Annotated in this window: 14 protein-coding genes; 3 read left to right on the top strand and 11 right to left on the bottom strand. The window is 66.0% G+C overall.

Annotated features, from left to right (window positions below; genetic code table 11):
* Positions 1-28: 28 nt before the first annotated feature.
* Genes uxuA through FHS55_RS16410 form a run of 3 tightly spaced genes read left to right on the top strand, consistent with a single transcriptional unit; the run spans position 29 to position 3,598 of the window.
* Positions 29-1,246: a mannonate dehydratase gene (gene uxuA, locus FHS55_RS16420; protein WP_183190856.1), complete on the top strand. Its 1,218-nt coding sequence runs from the start codon at positions 29-31 to the stop codon at positions 1,244-1,246.
* The gene (locus tag FHS55_RS16415; RefSeq protein WP_183190855.1) at positions 1,243-2,712 is read left to right on the top strand and encodes a mannitol dehydrogenase family protein; all 1,470 of its coding nucleotides are present in this window, start codon (positions 1,243-1,245) and stop codon (positions 2,710-2,712) included. Before uxuA ends, FHS55_RS16415 begins: the two co-directional genes overlap by 4 nt.
* A 4-nt stretch (positions 2,713-2,716) precedes the next feature.
* Positions 2,717-3,598, top strand: a complete 882-nt coding sequence (locus FHS55_RS16410; protein WP_343056203.1) for a sugar kinase — start codon at positions 2,717-2,719, stop codon at positions 3,596-3,598.
* A gap of 147 nt (positions 3,599-3,745) precedes the next feature.
* Here the strand turns inward: FHS55_RS16410 and FHS55_RS16405 are convergent, their stop codons facing one another.
* The 11 genes from FHS55_RS16405 to FHS55_RS16355 all read right to left on the bottom strand — a co-directional run bounded on the left by FHS55_RS16405 (position 3,746) and on the right by FHS55_RS16355 (position 15,842).
* A complete protein-coding gene (locus tag FHS55_RS16405) occupies positions 3,746-5,077 on the bottom strand; it encodes an LLM class flavin-dependent oxidoreductase (RefSeq protein WP_183190854.1) in 1,332 nt (443 codons plus the stop codon).
* A complete protein-coding gene (locus FHS55_RS16400; protein ID WP_183190853.1) occupies positions 5,077-5,655 on the bottom strand; it encodes a cysteine hydrolase family protein in 579 nt (192 codons plus the stop codon). Before FHS55_RS16400 ends, FHS55_RS16405 begins: the two co-directional genes overlap by 1 nt.
* A gap of 4 nt (positions 5,656-5,659) precedes the next feature.
* On the bottom strand, positions 5,660-6,463 hold the full coding sequence (locus FHS55_RS16395) for an amino acid ABC transporter ATP-binding protein (protein ID WP_183190852.1): 804 nt from the start codon (positions 6,461-6,463) through the stop codon (positions 5,660-5,662).
* A 41-nt stretch (positions 6,464-6,504) separates the two neighbouring features.
* Positions 6,505-7,593, bottom strand: a complete 1,089-nt coding sequence (locus FHS55_RS16390) for an amino acid ABC transporter permease (protein WP_246340201.1) — start codon at positions 7,591-7,593, stop codon at positions 6,505-6,507.
* Between the two features lie 82 nt (positions 7,594-7,675).
* Positions 7,676-8,539 carry an ABC transporter substrate-binding protein gene (locus FHS55_RS16385; RefSeq protein WP_183190851.1) on the bottom strand — a complete coding sequence of 288 codons (864 nt, stop codon included), beginning with the start codon at positions 8,537-8,539 and terminating at the stop codon, positions 7,676-7,678.
* Between the two features lie 1,184 nt (positions 8,540-9,723).
* The gene (locus FHS55_RS16380; RefSeq protein ID WP_183190850.1) at positions 9,724-10,536 is read right to left on the bottom strand and encodes a phosphate/phosphite/phosphonate ABC transporter substrate-binding protein; all 813 of its coding nucleotides are present in this window, start codon (positions 10,534-10,536) and stop codon (positions 9,724-9,726) included.
* A gap of 14 nt (positions 10,537-10,550) precedes the next feature.
* On the bottom strand, positions 10,551-11,552 hold the full coding sequence (locus FHS55_RS16375; RefSeq protein ID WP_183190849.1) for an ornithine cyclodeaminase family protein: 1,002 nt from the start codon (positions 11,550-11,552) through the stop codon (positions 10,551-10,553).
* 165 nt (positions 11,553-11,717) lie between these two features.
* On the bottom strand, positions 11,718-12,902 hold the full coding sequence (locus FHS55_RS16370) for a mandelate racemase/muconate lactonizing enzyme family protein (RefSeq protein ID WP_183190848.1): 1,185 nt from the start codon (positions 12,900-12,902) through the stop codon (positions 11,718-11,720).
* Positions 12,899-13,897, bottom strand: coding sequence for an Ldh family oxidoreductase (locus FHS55_RS16365; RefSeq protein ID WP_183190847.1), 999 nt, complete (start codon positions 13,895-13,897; stop codon positions 12,899-12,901). The genes FHS55_RS16370 and FHS55_RS16365 overlap by 4 nt, the downstream gene beginning before the upstream one ends.
* Positions 13,897-14,862, bottom strand: coding sequence for an oligopeptide/dipeptide ABC transporter ATP-binding protein (locus tag FHS55_RS16360; protein ID WP_343056201.1), 966 nt, complete (start codon positions 14,860-14,862; stop codon positions 13,897-13,899). The genes FHS55_RS16365 and FHS55_RS16360 overlap by 1 nt, the downstream gene beginning before the upstream one ends.
* On the bottom strand, positions 14,859-15,842 hold the full coding sequence (locus tag FHS55_RS16355; RefSeq protein ID WP_183190846.1) for an ABC transporter ATP-binding protein: 984 nt from the start codon (positions 15,840-15,842) through the stop codon (positions 14,859-14,861). Before FHS55_RS16355 ends, FHS55_RS16360 begins: the two co-directional genes overlap by 4 nt.
* Between the last annotated feature and the right edge of the window lies 1 nt (position 15,843).

Genomic DNA, 15,843 nt, shown 5'->3' with positions numbered 1-15,843 from the left:
TTCGATCCGAAAAACGAAAGACGACCTCATGAGACAAACCTGGCGCTGGTTCGGCCCCAAGGACCTCTGCTCCATCGACGACATGCGGCAGGCGGATGTGGAAGGCGTGGTGTCGGCCCTTCATCATGTGCCGACCGGGGCGGTGTGGACGCCGGAAGAGATTGGCCGGCGTCAGGCCGAGATCGGCACCATGACGGATGGCGCCCCTTCCACCCTCACGTGGGATGTGGTCGAGAGCCTTCCGGTTTCCGAGGACATCAAGCGGCAAAGCGGCGAATGGCGCGACCATATCGCCAACTGGAAGACCTCGATGCGCCACCTGCGCGCGGCCGGCATCGAGGTGATCTGCTACAATTTCATGCCGATCCTCGACTGGACGCGTACCGACCTCGCCTACCGCCTGCCGAGTGGCGCGACCTGCATGCGCTTCGACGCCGTCGACTTCGCGGCCTTCGACCTGTTCATCCTGGAGCGGGCCGGGGCGGCGGAGGGCTATTCGCCGGATATCGTCGAGACGGCGCACGAGCGTTTCGCCGGCATGTCGGACGCCCGCAAGGCCGAGCTTGCCGGCAATGTCGTGTTTGGCCTGCCCGGTTCGGCCGAGGCGATGTCGATGGACGACGTGAAGCGCCATCTCGCGCGCTATGACCGCATTTCGCCGGCCACGCTGCGCCAGCATCTGGTCGACTTCCTCGCCGAGGTGAGCCCACTGGCCGAGGAGATCGGCATGCGGCTGTGCTGCCATCCCGACGACCCACCGTTCCCGCTGCTCGGCCTGCCGCGCATCATGTCGACCGAGGCCGACTACCGTGCGGTGATCGAGGCCGTGGACATTCCCGCCAACGGCATCACCCTGTGCACCGGCTCGCTGGGCGCGCGCGCCGACAATGATCTGCCGGGCATGATGGATCGCCTCGGTGGTCGGGTCCATTTCCTTCACCTGCGCAATGTCGCCCTGGAAGAGCGTCATCTCGGCGGCTCGTTCCATGAGGCGGCACATCTGGAAGGCAATACCGACATGGTGGCGATGATTGCCGCCATTCTCGCGGAGGAGAACCGTCGCAAGGCTGCCGGGCGCGCCGACTGGAACCTTCCGTTCCGCCCCGACCACGGCCAGAACATCCTCGACGATCTCAACCGGGGTGGCCAGCCGGGTTATCCCTCGATCGGCCGGCTCAAGGGCCTTGCCGAATTGCGCGGGATCATGACCGCGCTCTCGCATCCGCTCGCCAGGGCCGCGCAATGAACCGTCTTTCAGCCACCGCTTTTCCCGCCGGAACGGCCGAATGGCCCCGCTACCGGCCGGAGGAGTACCGGGCGGGCATCGTGCATCTCGGGCTTGGCAATTTCGCCCGGGCGCATCTGCTGGCCTATACCGATGAGGTTCTGGCCACCCAGGGCGGCGACTGGCGGGCGATCGGCGTGTCGCTGCGCGGCACCGCCGTCGCCGAGGCGCTGAACCCGCAGGATGGTCGCTACACGCTGATCATTCGCGGGCAGCAGACGCATGCCCGCGTCATCGGGGCGCTGAAACATGTCATTGCCGGCACGCACATGGCGCGCTGCGCGCTGACGGCCATGGCCCGCCCAACCTGCCGGATCGTCAGCATAACGGTGACGGAGAAGGGCTACGGCATCACCAGCGAGGGCCATCTCGACCGCGCACATGCGGCGATCCGCGCCGATCTCGCCCGCCCCGAGGCGCCGACGGGCGTCATCGGGCTCATCGTGGCGGCGCTGGCGCATCGGCGCGCGATGGGGGTCCAGCCCTTCACGGTACTGAGTTGCGACAATCTCTCGCATAACGGCCAGAAGCTGCAACGTGCGGTGCTGGAATTCGCGACAGAGGCGCATGGCGAGGACGTTGCCGGCTGGATCCGGCAACAGGTGCGCTTCCCCTCGACCATGGTCGATCGCATCACCCCGGCCTCGACAGCGGAAACTCTTGCCACCGCCGCCACGCTGACCGGCCATGAAGATCTTGCCGCCGTCGAGACCGAGCCTTTCCGTCAATGGGTGATCGAGGACGATTTCAGCGCCGGCCGGCCCGCGTGGGAGCTTGCGGGCGCGCTCTTCGTGCGGGATGTTGGCCCCTATGAGCACATGAAGCTGCGCATGCTCAATGGCGCGCATTCCATGCTCGCCTATAGCGGGCAACTCTCCGGCAAGGCCTATGTGCGGGATGTGATGGCCGACCCCGCCCATGCCTCTCTCGTGCGTCGCCACCTCAAAGCCGCCGCTGCCACCGTGCGTGGCCTGGCGATCGATCTCGATGCTTATGCCACGGCGCTTGCCGAGCGCTTCGCCAATCCCTCGATTGCCCACGCCACCGCGCAGATCGCGATGGATGGCACCCAGAAGCTGCCCCAGCGCATCACCGCCCCCGCACTGGAGGCGTTGGAAGCCGGAACCCCGGTTCGTCCTTTCGCCTTCGCGCTGGCGAGCTGGGCTGCCTATCTCGCGCGCCGCGATGCACGCGGTGCTCCGATCCGTGTCGATGATCCGCGTGCCGATGCGCTTTTCGCGGCGGTCTCTGGCGGGACGGACGCGGCGACGCTGCTGCCGGCCATTGCCGCCGCGTGCCCCGACATTCTGCCGGACGCCCTGCGTGCCGGGGCTTTCGGCGCGATGCTGGAGGAGCTTCTCGATGCGATCCTGCGCGAGGGCATGATGGCGGTCCTGGCCCGCGAAGCCGCGCTTGGCGGAGAGTAAGGCGGTGCGCTTTCTTTCCATCGGCGAGGCGATGCTGGAGCTTTCCGAGCAGCAGGCGCCACTCTGGGCGATGAACGTGGCGGGCGACACGCTCAACACCGCCTGGCACCTCAAGCGCCTGGCCGGCGAGGCGGCCGAGGTCGCCTATTTCACCGCGCTCGGCAGCGATTCTTTCTCGGCGCGGATCGAGGGTTTCATCGCGGATGCGGGGATCGACACCCGCTTCATTCGCCACGAGGCGTCGCGGGGGCCGGGTCTCTACGCCATCTCGCTGCGCGATGGCGAGCGCAGCTTCACCTATTGGCGCGACCACTCGGCGGCGAAGCTGCTGGCCGATGACGAGGCGACGCTGGCGGCGGCCTTCGGCTGGGCCGACATGGCCTATCTCAGCGGTATCACGCTCGCCATTCTGGCGCCCGAGGCGCGCGAACGGCTTCTGGCGGCTCTGGCTGTCGCGCGTGAAGCCGGCGTCACGATAGCCTTCGATCCCAATATTCGCCCCCGCCTCTGGGAGAGCGCCGAGATCATGCGCGCCACCCTCCTGCGCGCGGCGAAGGTGGCGGACATCGTCCTGCCCAGCTTCGAGGACGAGGCGCAGCATTTCGGCGATGCCAGCCCCGAGGACTGCGCCCGGCGCTACGACGCGGATGGCAGCCGCGAGGTCGTCGTCAAGAATGGCGGGCGCGATGTGGCGGTCGCCATGGGAGGCCGATGCAGCCACCATGCGATGAGGCCGATCGAGCCGGTGGACACAACCGGTGCCGGGGACGCCTTCAACGCCGGCTGGCTTTTCGGCCGGATCCGGGGAGGCTCGCCGGAAGAAAGTCTGGCAGGCGCCCACGCGCTGGCGACGCATGTCATTTCGCACAAGGGTGCGCTCGTCTGATCCGCCGGGCGATGGCCGGCGCGACCGGCTCGGCTTCCTCGCAAGGGAGCCGAGCCGGTCGCGCGATATTGTCTTCCGGGTCTGGTCGCCGCGGGACGCGGGGCGGCGGTCCTTTGACGGATGTCGTTGGAGCGGCCCCGGCGCCCCCTAGCCCGAGATATGCATCGTCCTGCCGGTTGCAGCCGCCGGGTGCGCCGGCCGGGGGAGGCCGAGATGTTCTCGCAGCGTGCTGCCGGTATAGTCCGAGCGGAACAGGCCGCGCTCGACGAGACGCGGGACAACCTCGTCGACAAAGCGCTCCGCCGGGCCGGGCAGATGGGTGGACATGATGGCGAAACCGTCCGCAGCGCCACTGCGGAACCAGTCTTCCAGATCGTCGGCCACCTGCTCGGCGGTGCCGACCAGCAGTCGATGCCCCGAGCTCACCGCAGCATAGTCGCGCAACTGGCGGAGCGTCATCTTCTTGCGCCGGGCAATGGAAGTCAGCTGGATGGCGTGGCCCTGCATCATCCCGGAGGGGGGAAGATCCGGCACCGGCTCGTCGAGCGGGAACGCGTTCATGTCGTGGCCCAGGCGGTCGGAGAGCACCCGCATCGCCGCCTGGGTGTCCATCATCGAAGCAAGCTCGGCGACGATCTCCTTCGCCTCCTCCTCGGTGCGGCCGATGACCGGCGAGACGCCGCAGACAACCTTCACGGCGTCGCGGGCCCGGCCGGCGGCCTCGGCCTTGTCGCGCAGCTTGTTGGCGAAGGCCAGGGCCTCTTCCTGGATCTGCTGCGCGGCAAAGACGACCTCGGCGGTGGCGCCCGCGAAATCGAGGCCGCGATCGGAGGCGCCGGCCTGGAAGATGACCGGATAGCCCTGCGGCGGGCGCGTGATGTTGAGGGGACCCTTCACGCTGAAATGGGGACCCACGTGATCGAGGACATGCATCTTCGCCGGGTCGACGAAGACGCCCTTTTCCTTGTCGCCGACGAGCGCGCCTTCCTGCCAGCTGTCCCACAGTCCCTTCGCGATCGCGACATATTCCTCGGCGATCGCGTAGCGCTCCTCATGCGGGGGGTGCTTGTCCCGGCTGAAATTCGCCGCCGCGTCCGGGCTCGATCCGGTGACGACGTTCCAGCCCGCGCGCCCCTGGCTCAGATGGTCGATCGAGGCAAAGGCGCGGGCAATGTTGTAGGGCTCCGAATAGGTCGTCGAGACGGTCGCCACCAGCCCGATGCGCGAGGTGCTCATCGCCAGCGCCGCCAGCAGCGTCAGCGGCTCGAAGCGGAGCATCATGCCGGGATGGGCGTCGAGGCCGGTATTCACCGCGTCGGCGAAGAACACGAAGTCGAGCTTGCCCGCTTCCGCCTTCTGCACCACGCGCTGGAGGAGAGGCAGGTTCTGCGATCCGAACTGCGCGTCCGGCATTCGCCATCCCGCGACATGGCTACCGGCGCCGAGCAGAATCATCCCGAGATGCATGGTCCTGTCCATTATTTCTCTCCACTGCTCAGCAGCGCCTTATGTCTGCGTTCCGCCTCCTCGGCGGCGGTCACGATCGACAGTTGCGGGGCGCGCGAGGCCATGATCGCCAGCGCGTTCTCGTGAACGTCGTGGCTTTTGGCCGCGCAGGCATCGGCGACGATCCGGACGTGGACCCCCGCATCCACGGCGGCGAAGGCGGTGGCCAGCACGCAGCAATCCGTCGAGATGCCGCACATGACGATCTCGTCCTGCGGAGCGAAGATCGCCCTCGCTTCCGGCGTCCATTTCGAGAAGGTATCGCTGGAGATGCTGCGTCGATCGCGCCAGGGATCGTCGACGTCCCAGAGCCAGTCCGAGCCTTCGGCATGGGCGAAGGACCACTTGTCGTAATAGGGAATCCAGCTGCCGGCTGGCGTCGCCGGCGGCACGAAGCGCGTGAAGACCACGCGGTCGCCAAAGAGCGGTACCAGCGAGGCCACTTTCGGCGTCGATTGCGCCGCCGCGGGCGTGAACCAGGCGCTCGCGGGGTGGGTGAAGGCCGGCTGATGGTCGATGACCATGAGCCAACTGCGGCGAAGATCGCCCATGCTGCTATACCGCCTGCTGCTGGTGGTCCGGGAGGGAGCGCGCCAGGAAGGTCCGGGTGCGCGGGTCGGTGGGCCGCGAGAGCACGTCCCGGGCCGGACCTATTTCAATGATCGCCCCGTCGCTCATCACCGCGGCGGTATCGGCGACGTCGCGGGCGAACTGGATTTCATGGGTGACGATGATCATCGTCATGCCGGTTGCGGCGAGCTCCTTGATGACGTCGAGAACTTCGTCCGTCAGGTGGGGATCGAGCGCCGAGGTCGGCTCGTCGAACAGCATGAGCTTGGGCTGCATGGCCAGCGCGCGGGCGATGGCGATGCGCTGCTGCTGGCCGCCGGACAGATGACGCGGATAGGCGCCGGCCTTGTCCAGCAGGCCGACCTTGCGCAGGAGTTCGTACGCGCGATTGGTCGCCACCGCGCGCGTTTCTCTCCGGATGCGCATCGGTGCGTCGATGATGTTGCTGAGCACCGACATATGCGGGAACAGGTTGAAGTTCTGGAAGACCATGCCGATGTCGGCGCGCTGACGGCTCAGCTGGCTTTCGCTCAGACGGACATGGCTGCCGTTGCGCAGGGCGCAGCCGATCGGTACTCCATCGACATGGACGAGCCCGCGATCCGCCAGCTCGATGGCGTTGATACAGCGGAGCAGCGTGCTCTTGCCGGCCCCGGATGGCCCGAGAAGGCAGACGACCTCGCCCTTGCGGGCCTGCAGATTGACGCCCTTCAGGACCAGGTTCTGTCCGCGCGTCTTCCAGATGTTTTCGCATCGGACGAGCGGCTCGTCGGTCTTCGCTGCGGTCATGATCGAGGCCCGATCTGCGTTGAGGGGATGCTGTTCATGCCTCATGCGCCCCGATCATCCTGCCCTTGCCAGCCCTTCGAGTAATGTTTCTCGATGAAATACTGGATGACCGACAGGATGCTCACCAGAAATAGATACCAGAGGGCGGCAACGATCAGCAGCGGCACGATCTCGAAGTTCCGTGAATAGATCAGCTCGACCGAATGCATCAGTTCGTAAAGCGCAACCACGCTGGCGATCGAGGTATATTTGAGCATCCCGATCACCTGGTTGCCCGTCGGCGGCACGATCGCCTTCATCGCCTGCGGCAGCACGACGACCCAGAAGGTATGCCAGGGCTTGTGGCCGAGTGCCTTGGAGGCTTCGCTCTGTCCGTTGTCGACCGACATCAGGCCCGCGCGGATGATCTCCGCCATATAGGCTCCCTCGTTCAGGCCGAGGCCGAGCAGGGCCGCGGTGAAGGATGAAATGGCGACGGTGGCCGGGATCTCGAAGAATTTCGGCCCGCCGAACGGAATGCCGATTTCAATGGCGGGGAAGAGGGCCGCCAGATTGTACCAAAATACCAGCTGGACCAGCACGGGTGTCCCCCGGAAGAACCAGACGAAGGCGTGGGCGCAGAAGATGAGCAGAGGATCGCCCGACATGCGCATCACGGCCACGACGATGCCGATGAGCAGCCCGACGATCATGACGATCGCGGTGAGCTGCAGCGTCATCGCGACGCCTTTCAGAACGCCGACATCCAGGAGGTAGCGGCCAACGACATCCCATTGAAAACCCGGGTTGGTCAGGGCCTGATAGACGATCCAGGCCATCACCGTGCCGACCAGGATGACGCCTATCCAGCGTCCGAGGCGGGGCGGATGGATGATCTCCGGCGCCTTCGACATGTCCCTCGACGTTCCCGTCGTGTCCATTGCGGGATGTGCGTTCATGACTGCTCCCGAAGTCGTGCTGGTGTCGGCGCGCGCGGCGACGCACCGGCGAAGCCATTGGGTGGTTCGATCACCTTGATCGAACCACGAGTCCCGAAGCCGATTGGGTGGGAGAGCGTTGGAGCGTCTTGCGCGAAAGCTGATCGACTTTCGCGATTCGAGACCGCTCCAGCTTGGTGAATCGGGAGCCATTTCCTGTCCGATCAGGCCCACCGGATCGGACAGGGCTCCAACGCGCTTCCAGGCTCATCGTGAAGAGCGTCAAGAGACAGGGCTATTTCTTGATCTGCTCGAGGGTCAGCGCGCCGTCGGCGACGCCGAACGTATCGAGGACAGCCTTATAGGAGCCATCGGCGACGGCGCTTTCCATGGCCAGCAGCAGGGCCTTGTAAAGCCCTTCATTGGACTTGCCGACGACGATGCCGGAGATCGAATCCAGGTTCGCGAGCGCACCCGGCGCAACGTCCAGCTTCGGATTGCCCTTGGCGATATAGACGCCGACGGCGCGGGCCGTCAGGAAGCCATCCCCACGGCCATTGGCGACGGCGAGATAGGTGTCGGCGCTGTCGGGGTAGAAGGTCATCTCGATCTTGGGCTTGTTCGCCGCGACGCAGGCGGCGGACAGCTTCTCGGCAATGGCGATCTGCGCGCTGCCCTGGGTCAGGGCCAGGGTCTTCCCGCACAGATCGTTCACGTCGATGCCCGTGGCACCCTTGCGCACCAGAAGGCCGTAGCCGGAGTTGAAATAGGGCAGCAGGTTGACGATCTTCTTGCGCTCGTCGGTGACGCCGAACTGGTTGACGCCGACATCGTAGCGTCCCGCCTGCACGCCCGGGATGATGGCCGGGAACTTGAGATCCTCAAATTCCGGCTTGAGCCCCAGTTTCGCGGCAAGCAGCTTCATGAGGCTGATGTCGATGCCTGTCGGTTCGCCGCTTTCCGATGCATAATCGAAGGGCGCCCACTGCAACGAGGTGGCCACCTTGAGCACGCCGGATTGCCGCGTTGCCTCGGGCAGGGCGGTTCGCGCCGCTTCCACCACGCTCTGAGCGCTTGCGTGGCCGGTCAGGCCGATCGCCGCAAGTCCGAAGAGGGCCAGCCCGGTCAGCCGGGCACGCAGTGCTGTCATTTGCTTCATGGTGCTGTCTTCTACTCTGGAGATGTTTTTGTTGCTGTTCCGCCTTGCCGCCGCGCCGCATCCGCCCCGCCCGGGAGGAGGGGTGATGTCGGAGTGTCGTGCCGAAATTGTCTTTCCGAAACCGCCCGCGCCGCCGCAACGTGCGAACCACCCCGCGACAGAAGGGCTCGAACCTGCCGGAGAAAGGGGCGGGTGCGAGAATGAAACCGTCGCAGACTCTGGATTCGCAGAGTTTCTGGAGAGGGGCGGCGATCTCGTCGGTCTCGCCGGTGACAAAGGTCGCCGTGGCGAGACGGGGGCGACGCGGCGAGACTGCCGCGCTCCGCCGGGGCGCGTCCCGGCGTGTCCCGGCACGCGCCATCGCCCCTTGGTGTCGCCATGGAAGGCCTGAAGGTCGACATTGGTCCATCGTATCGTGAAAATGGCTTCGGCCCATGATGCGGCAAGGCCTTGATCACCCTGTCGGCGCGATCATAGCGCCCATCCGTGCGAAGCACGACCGCGGGATCGAGATAACGGGCCTCTCCACCCTCGCGGAGCCCGGCTTCATGGTCACCCCAATAGACAGCCGCAAGCCCAAGCAGATCGGCGACGAGGTAACCGCCGCACGTCGCCAGTTCGAGTGTGCGCGCTATTTTAGCGGGGTGACCTCCTGTGTGGGTATTGTCGAGAGCCACATGCGGACGACGCCATCCACCATCCTGCCGGGCTGTTGGACCGGTCTTGAGGGAAGTCACCAAATGAATTTGTCTTTGGTGATTGGCGGGCAAGCCGGTGTTCCTTATCCCATTCGCCAAAACCGGCTAGGCAGGTCGGCTGAACACCGCAAATCTATAGCGCATGCACTGTAACCTGCAATGTGTTCCGTACGGGAAAATGCTTAAATGGCTGGAAATATCCAGTAATCGAGCGAAAATTGTGCAGTTGGTCAGGAATCAGTCAGGCGTATGCTGCAAATTTATAATGTACAGACTATTTCTAGGATGCAGGTGCGCTGCGGTCGCTCGGCAGGATTGCGCCGTGGCACCGGCGCTGTGTCTGACCCGTCAATGGCCCCTGGCGCTCCGCTGGATGCGAGGATCGAAGCTCCGGCCACGCCGGAAATGTCCGACGCCTATCCGTGAACCGTGCTCACGTGATACGCCCCCATCCGAAGGTCGTCCTCCGAAATCCCGTGGGCTCTATCATCCGGGCTCGACATATCCCGCGCGAAGAGCCTGCGCGTCCCAATCTTCGAGGAGATCATAGGCCGAGGCCTCGACCGGGACGAACCGTTCAAGAAGAAGGCGGTCGAGAAGAGGGCGGGCTGCATCGTCATCGGCGCTGGCCAGGAGGGCTGCCCGCAGCGCGTGGGCGGTGTCGGCGTCGATCCTGGGCGACGCGACGAGGAAAGGCAGGGGCGCCGGCTCGGTGTCCGCGACGACACGCAGCCCATGGGCCGGGTCGGCGGGATCCTGCAGCATCAGGTCGAGCGCGTAGGAATCGAGCGGACCGATATCGATTTCGTCGGCGAGGAGCGCCTTCACCACGGCGCGCGGAGTATGGAGCGGGCCGACGCTCTCGCGATAAAGGCGCGGCCGCTCGGGCGTGCGCCACGCAAGCAGATGGAAGCGTGGTGCGTTGAAGCCGGACTGGCTTTCCTCGATCGTATAGCCGAACCGTCCGCCGAAACTGTCCGCGAGGCTCTGGATCGGCCCGTCGCGCCGGACGGCAAGGCGGGTCCAGTAGCGCGGCCGTCCCTTATAGGCCAGCGGCGCGGGAACCGGTGCGGCGAGCGGCACCGGCTTTGGTTCCGCACGCCGCCATGGCCGGCCACACATGAAGACGCAGCCGAGATCGTCGCGCTGCCAAAGCTCGGCCATGGGCCTGGGAAAGCCATGGGAGATCACCTGAAGCTCGACGCCACTCGCCCGCGACAGCCAGGCGAAGAAAGCGTCCCATGCTGCCGCGGCATCGGCGGTGGCGGCATACATCCGGGCATTGGCGATGAGGCTCATGGCCGAGTGTCTCCTCAGGCGTAGCGCAGGCGCTGGCCGATCCCCAGCCTGCGCGCCTTGGTCAGCATGGCATGGCCGAGCGCGATGTCGGAGAGCGACAGGCCGCGATGCCAGAACAGATTGGTTTCCGCCTCGCTCTGCCGGCCGGGCTTCAGTCCGGCGACAATCTGGCCGAGCTCGGCATGCAGCGTGTCCGCCGAGAGCTTGCCGCTCTCGACATGGGCGCGCAGGCTGCCGAACTTGCCACCCTTGCACTGGCCCCAGTCGTCGACCACGAGCTTGTCCATGATATCGGTGAGCGAGAGTTCGATCGCGCTCATCGTGCCATAGGGCACCACGAAGGCGCCCTTCTTGATCCAGCTCGTCTTCAGGACCGGCGTCGGCGCGTCGAGGCGGGAGGCTTCGACGACGATGTCCGCGCCCTCGACGCAGGACTGCCAGTCATCTGTCACCACGACCGGCTTGCCGAGATCGCGAGTGAGCCGGTCGGCAAAGTCCTGGCGGCTTTCGGGCCGGCGGGAATGGACGCGGATTTCGTCGAAATCGAAGAGATGGTTCAGCAGGCGGACGTTCCAGTAGGCCGTGCCGCGCGCGCCGACATGGCCGAGGATCTTCGAATCCTTGCGGGCAAGGTATTTCGCGCCGATGGCCGTGACCGCGCCGGTGCGCATGTCGGTGATCGCGCTGGCGTCAAGGAACGCCTTGGGCACGCCGGTGCGTGGGTCGAACAGCAGGAGGCTCGCCAGTTCCGAGGGGAGGCCCAGCTTGTAATTGTCCACGAAGTCGCCGACCACCTTCACACCGGCTGAGTCGATCGGCTCCTTCAGCGCGCCGCGCAGCACGTTGAAATGCCCGTTCGCCACGCCGGGCTCCAGATGAACGCGAGGTTCGATCACGGCCTCGCCACGCCCCTGCGTCGCCAGGCTGGTTTCGGTCGCCTCCAGGATCTCGGCATCGGTCATGGCGAGAGCCTCGATATCGAGGCGGTTGAGGTAATCCATATAGATCGGTTGCATTGCATTCCCTCTGGAACTGGCTTCATGGCGCCGGTCTGCGTGACGCGCGGCATCGGGCGCGGCGCGGCGTGGCATGGCGTGGCGTGTCGCCGCGATCTGCGCCGTGCAGGAGAACGGGCACTCGATGCTCCACGGTTTCCCGAGCCGCGCGAGGTCGTCGTGCCGCTAGGACAGCGGCAATCTCCGGAACACGCCCGGCCGGTCCGGATCGTGGAACTTGTTGAACGGGCCATGCTCGACGAAATGCCGGTGGCAGAAGGCGAGCTTGTCCTGCGACAGGGTCACGCCGATTCCGGGACCGGTCGGCACGGGCACGACATTGTCGCGCGGGCGAAGCGGGCCTTCCTCGATGACGTCGAAAGGCTGCATGTGAAAGAGCGACTGCGAGGGCTCGCGAATGTGCTCATGCGCGGCTGCCAGATGCAGGTAGACCGTGCTCGCAATGCCGGAATCGCCGGAATAGCACCAGAAATCGAGCCCCATCAGCTCGCATGCCGCAATGAACTTCAGCGCGCGGCCAATGCCGCCATGGACGTTGACGTCCGTGCAGAACGCGTCGGGCACGCCCAGGGCCACCGCGCGGCGCAATTCCGGCGTGTGCACCGAAAACCGTATCGCGGTGTGCTGCCGAAGCTTCGCCATGTCCTCGAAGCTGGAGACCGGGTCCTCCCAGGCGCGAATGTCGAGGGGATCGATCGCCCTGGCGATGCGTATGGCGGCGCTGAGAGAGTAGGCCTTGTTCGAATCGATGCGCAGTATCGCCTCATCGCCCAGCCCCTCGCGCAAGCGTTCCAGCGTGCGGATGGACGGGCCCGGGTCCGCGGTCGAGAGCTTGCCCTCGAACATGGTGGTGCCGAAATTCTCCCGCTGGCGCAGGCAGTAGTCGAGAACGGCCTGCGGGTCGCTTTCGCCGCCGACGCCGTCCTTCTGCTCGCGAAAGGAAAAATAGTCGGTGAAGGCGACGGTATCGCGCACCCGTCCGCCGAAGAGATCGTGGAGCGGGCGACCCCAGGCCTTCCCCCGCAGGTCCCAAAGTGCCATCTCGACCGCACCGAAGGCGCGGATGCTGGCGAAATCGACGTCGGTATAGACGCCGCGCCAGGATGGCAGGCACAGGCGCTCGCAGGCCTCGATATCGATCGGATCCTGCCCGATCAGGCGCGGCGCGAACATGTTCAGGATCGTGGCGGCATTGGCAGGTGAGGGGCCCTCACCAAGTCCCACCAACCCGTCGGTGGTTTCGACCTCGACGATGGTCTTCGAAAACCCCGCCAGGGAGCCGTAGGACCAGAGATAGGGGGCCTCAAGCGGAATATTGACCGGCGTGGCGCGGATGGCGGCGATCTTCATGCGAATCTGATTTTCTCGATCTGGGTGAGCAGGGCGGCATCAACCTCGACGCCCCGTGCCTGCGAGGCCTCGCGGGCCGCCAGCCGGCGTGCGCCCGGTAGCCGGGCGCCTTCCTGGGCATGGATGGCGCAGATCAGGTCCTCGATCCGCTCCGCAAAACCGTCTGCAAAGGCCGATGGATCGAAGGCGACAATGCACTGGCCGACGCCGGGCGGAGGTCCATCCGACCGCGCATAGGCCGAGGCATCCTTCGAGAAGTTCGCCCCTGTCAGGCCGGCCGCGAGTATTTCGACGATCAGCGCCACGGCGGCGCCCTTCGCCCCGCCGAACGGCGCCATGGACCCCGAGAGTGCGGCGGCGGGGTCGGTCGTCGGTTGCCCCTCGGTATCCAGGGCCCAACCCTCCGGGATAGTCGTGCCGGCTTTCGCCGCGGCCACCAGCGACACCTTTGTCACCTGGCTCGTCGCGAGGTCGATGACGATCGGTGGGCCCGCCTTGCGCGGTGCGGCGAAGGCAAGCGGATTGGTTCCGAAAAGCGGCTTTCGGCCACCCCATGGCGCCATGTTCGGCGGTGAGTTGGTAAAGGCCAGGGCGATGAGCCCCGCTTCCGCGAGATCCTCGACCGGATGGCCGACAACGCCGATGGAGTAGGATCGTCGGATCGCCAGCGTTGCCGTGCCGGCCTCCTGCGCGGCCTCGACCAGCACCGGGCGGGCGAGGTCGAAGGCCGGATGCGCGAAGCCATGGCGTGCATCGGCGAGCACGGTGCCGGCGCGGGCTCGGTTCACGCCTGGCTCCGCCCGCCCGTCGACCTTTCCGCTCTTCAGGTGGGCGAGATAGGTGCCGAGGTAGCCAAGTCCGACACGGCCGATGCCGTCGGCCTCGGCGCGACGTACCGAGCGTGACACCGAGGCCGCGACGGGCGCGCTTGCGCCGCAGTCCGTCAGCGCGTCGCGCGCGAATGTCTCGATCTCATCCAGGGTGAGCAGGGGCATCAGGCCAAACCCGCGGTTTCGGCCAGGGGAAAGTGGCAGCGCACCTTGCGGCCATCGCCCAGCGCGCGCAGATCCGGCATTTCCTGCCTGCAGCGCGCTTGCGCGTGGGGGCAGCGCGTATGGAAACGACAGCCGCTCGGGACGTGGATCGGGCTGGGAATCTCTCCCCGCAGCACGATGCGCACGCGCCGCTTGCCCGGATCGACCACCGGGTTGGTGGAGAGTAGTGCCGCCGTATAGGGATGGGCGGGAGCGCGGAACAGCGCGGCGGTTGGCGCTTCTTCCACGATCTGGCCGAGATACATGACCACGCTGCGTGTCGTGATGCGGCGAATGACGTTCAGGTTATGACTGACGATCAGGTAGGTGAGCCTGAACTCGGCGTGCAGGTCCATCATCAGGTTCAGCAACTCGCCCTGCACCGAAACGTCGAGCCCGGCCGTAGGTTCGTCGGCGACGATGACCTCCGGCTGCAGCACCAGGGCACGCAGGATGGCGACGCGGCGGGCCTGCCCGCCGGAAAGCTGGTGCGGGAACTTTTCCAGCGAGCTTTCCGGCAGGCCAAGGCGCTTGAGCAGGGTCAGAATACGCGCGCGCCCCGCCGCGAGCGGCAGGCGATGCACATGGAGGGGCTCCTCCACGAGCCGGCGCACGCGCATGCGTGGCGAGAGAGAGGCCACGGCGTCCTGAAGCAGCATCTGCACTTCGCGGCGGAACCCGAGCCGGTCCCGATCCAAGCGGTCCGCCAATGGCTCGCCATCGATGCGGACCGTGCCGGATGTGGCCTCGCCAAGCCCCATCAACGTGCGGCACAGCGTGCTTTTGCCGGAGCCGGATTCGCCGACGAGACCGACAATCTCCCCGCGCGCGATGTTCAGGGAGACATCGTCAAGCGCGCGCACCTTGTCGCCGAAGGCGACGCTCACCGAATCGATGGCCAGGATGGGGGTGCGCCCGGCGTTCACGGCAAAACCTCCCGCGAGCGCTTGCAGGCGGCCTTGTGGCCAATGGCGACCGTCTCCAGTACGGTCGGCCCCCTGCGGCAGATGTCGGCGACATGGGCGCAGCGGCTGGCGAAGATGCAGGCATCCATGGCCCAGGTCGCGCTCGGCACCTCGCCCGGTATGGTGGCGAGCCGCCCCCCATGGTCGTCTTCTATCTCGCAGTCGAGCAGGGCGCGGGTATAGGGATGGCGCGGCCGGGCCAGCACCTCGGCGACAGGGCCGGTCTCCACGATCGTTCCGCCATACATGACGCAAAGGTCGTCGCAGAGCTCGGCAACGAGGCCGAGATGATGCGAGATGAAGACGATCGAGCCTGAAAAATCCTGCCGGAGCTGATCGAACAGATCGACGATCTGTGCCTCGACCGTGGCGTCCAGAGCCGTGGTGGGCTCGTCCGCGAGCAACAGGTCCGGCTCGACCAGAAGTGCCATCGCGATCACGATACGCTGGCGCATGCCGCCGGAGAGTTGGTGAGGATAGGCGTCAAGCCGGACGGAAGCGTCGGAAATGCCGACCTTGGTCAACATGGCAAGGCTGCGCTCGCGGGCCTCGCGCGCGGAGATCTGCGGAAATCGCCGTTTCAGTACGTCCCTGAGATGCGTGTTGATCGTGAAGAGCGGGTTGAGGGCCGTCATCGGGTCCTGGAACACCATGGCGATCTTGCGTCCTCGCCAGTCGTTCATATCCGATGGGGAGAGCTTGAGGAGGTCGATCCCGTCGAACAAGATCTCGCCCTCCAGCCGCTCGATGTTGCTCGGCAGCAGCCGCAACAGGCAGGACACGAGGGTCGACTTTCCCGACCCGGACTCGCCCACCACGCCGACAATGCGTCCGCGCCCGAATTCGAGATCAATGCCGCGCAGGATGTGCGCCGGCCCGTGCTCGGTGCGGGCGTCGAGCTTGAGGTTGCGGATCGTGATCATGGGGAGATCGGGGTTCATC

This window comes from Ancylobacter tetraedralis (assembly GCF_014195655.1).
Classification (GTDB): domain Bacteria; phylum Pseudomonadota; class Alphaproteobacteria; order Rhizobiales; family Xanthobacteraceae; genus Ancylobacter; species Ancylobacter tetraedralis.
This window is presented reverse-complemented; position numbering and strand designations above follow the sequence as displayed.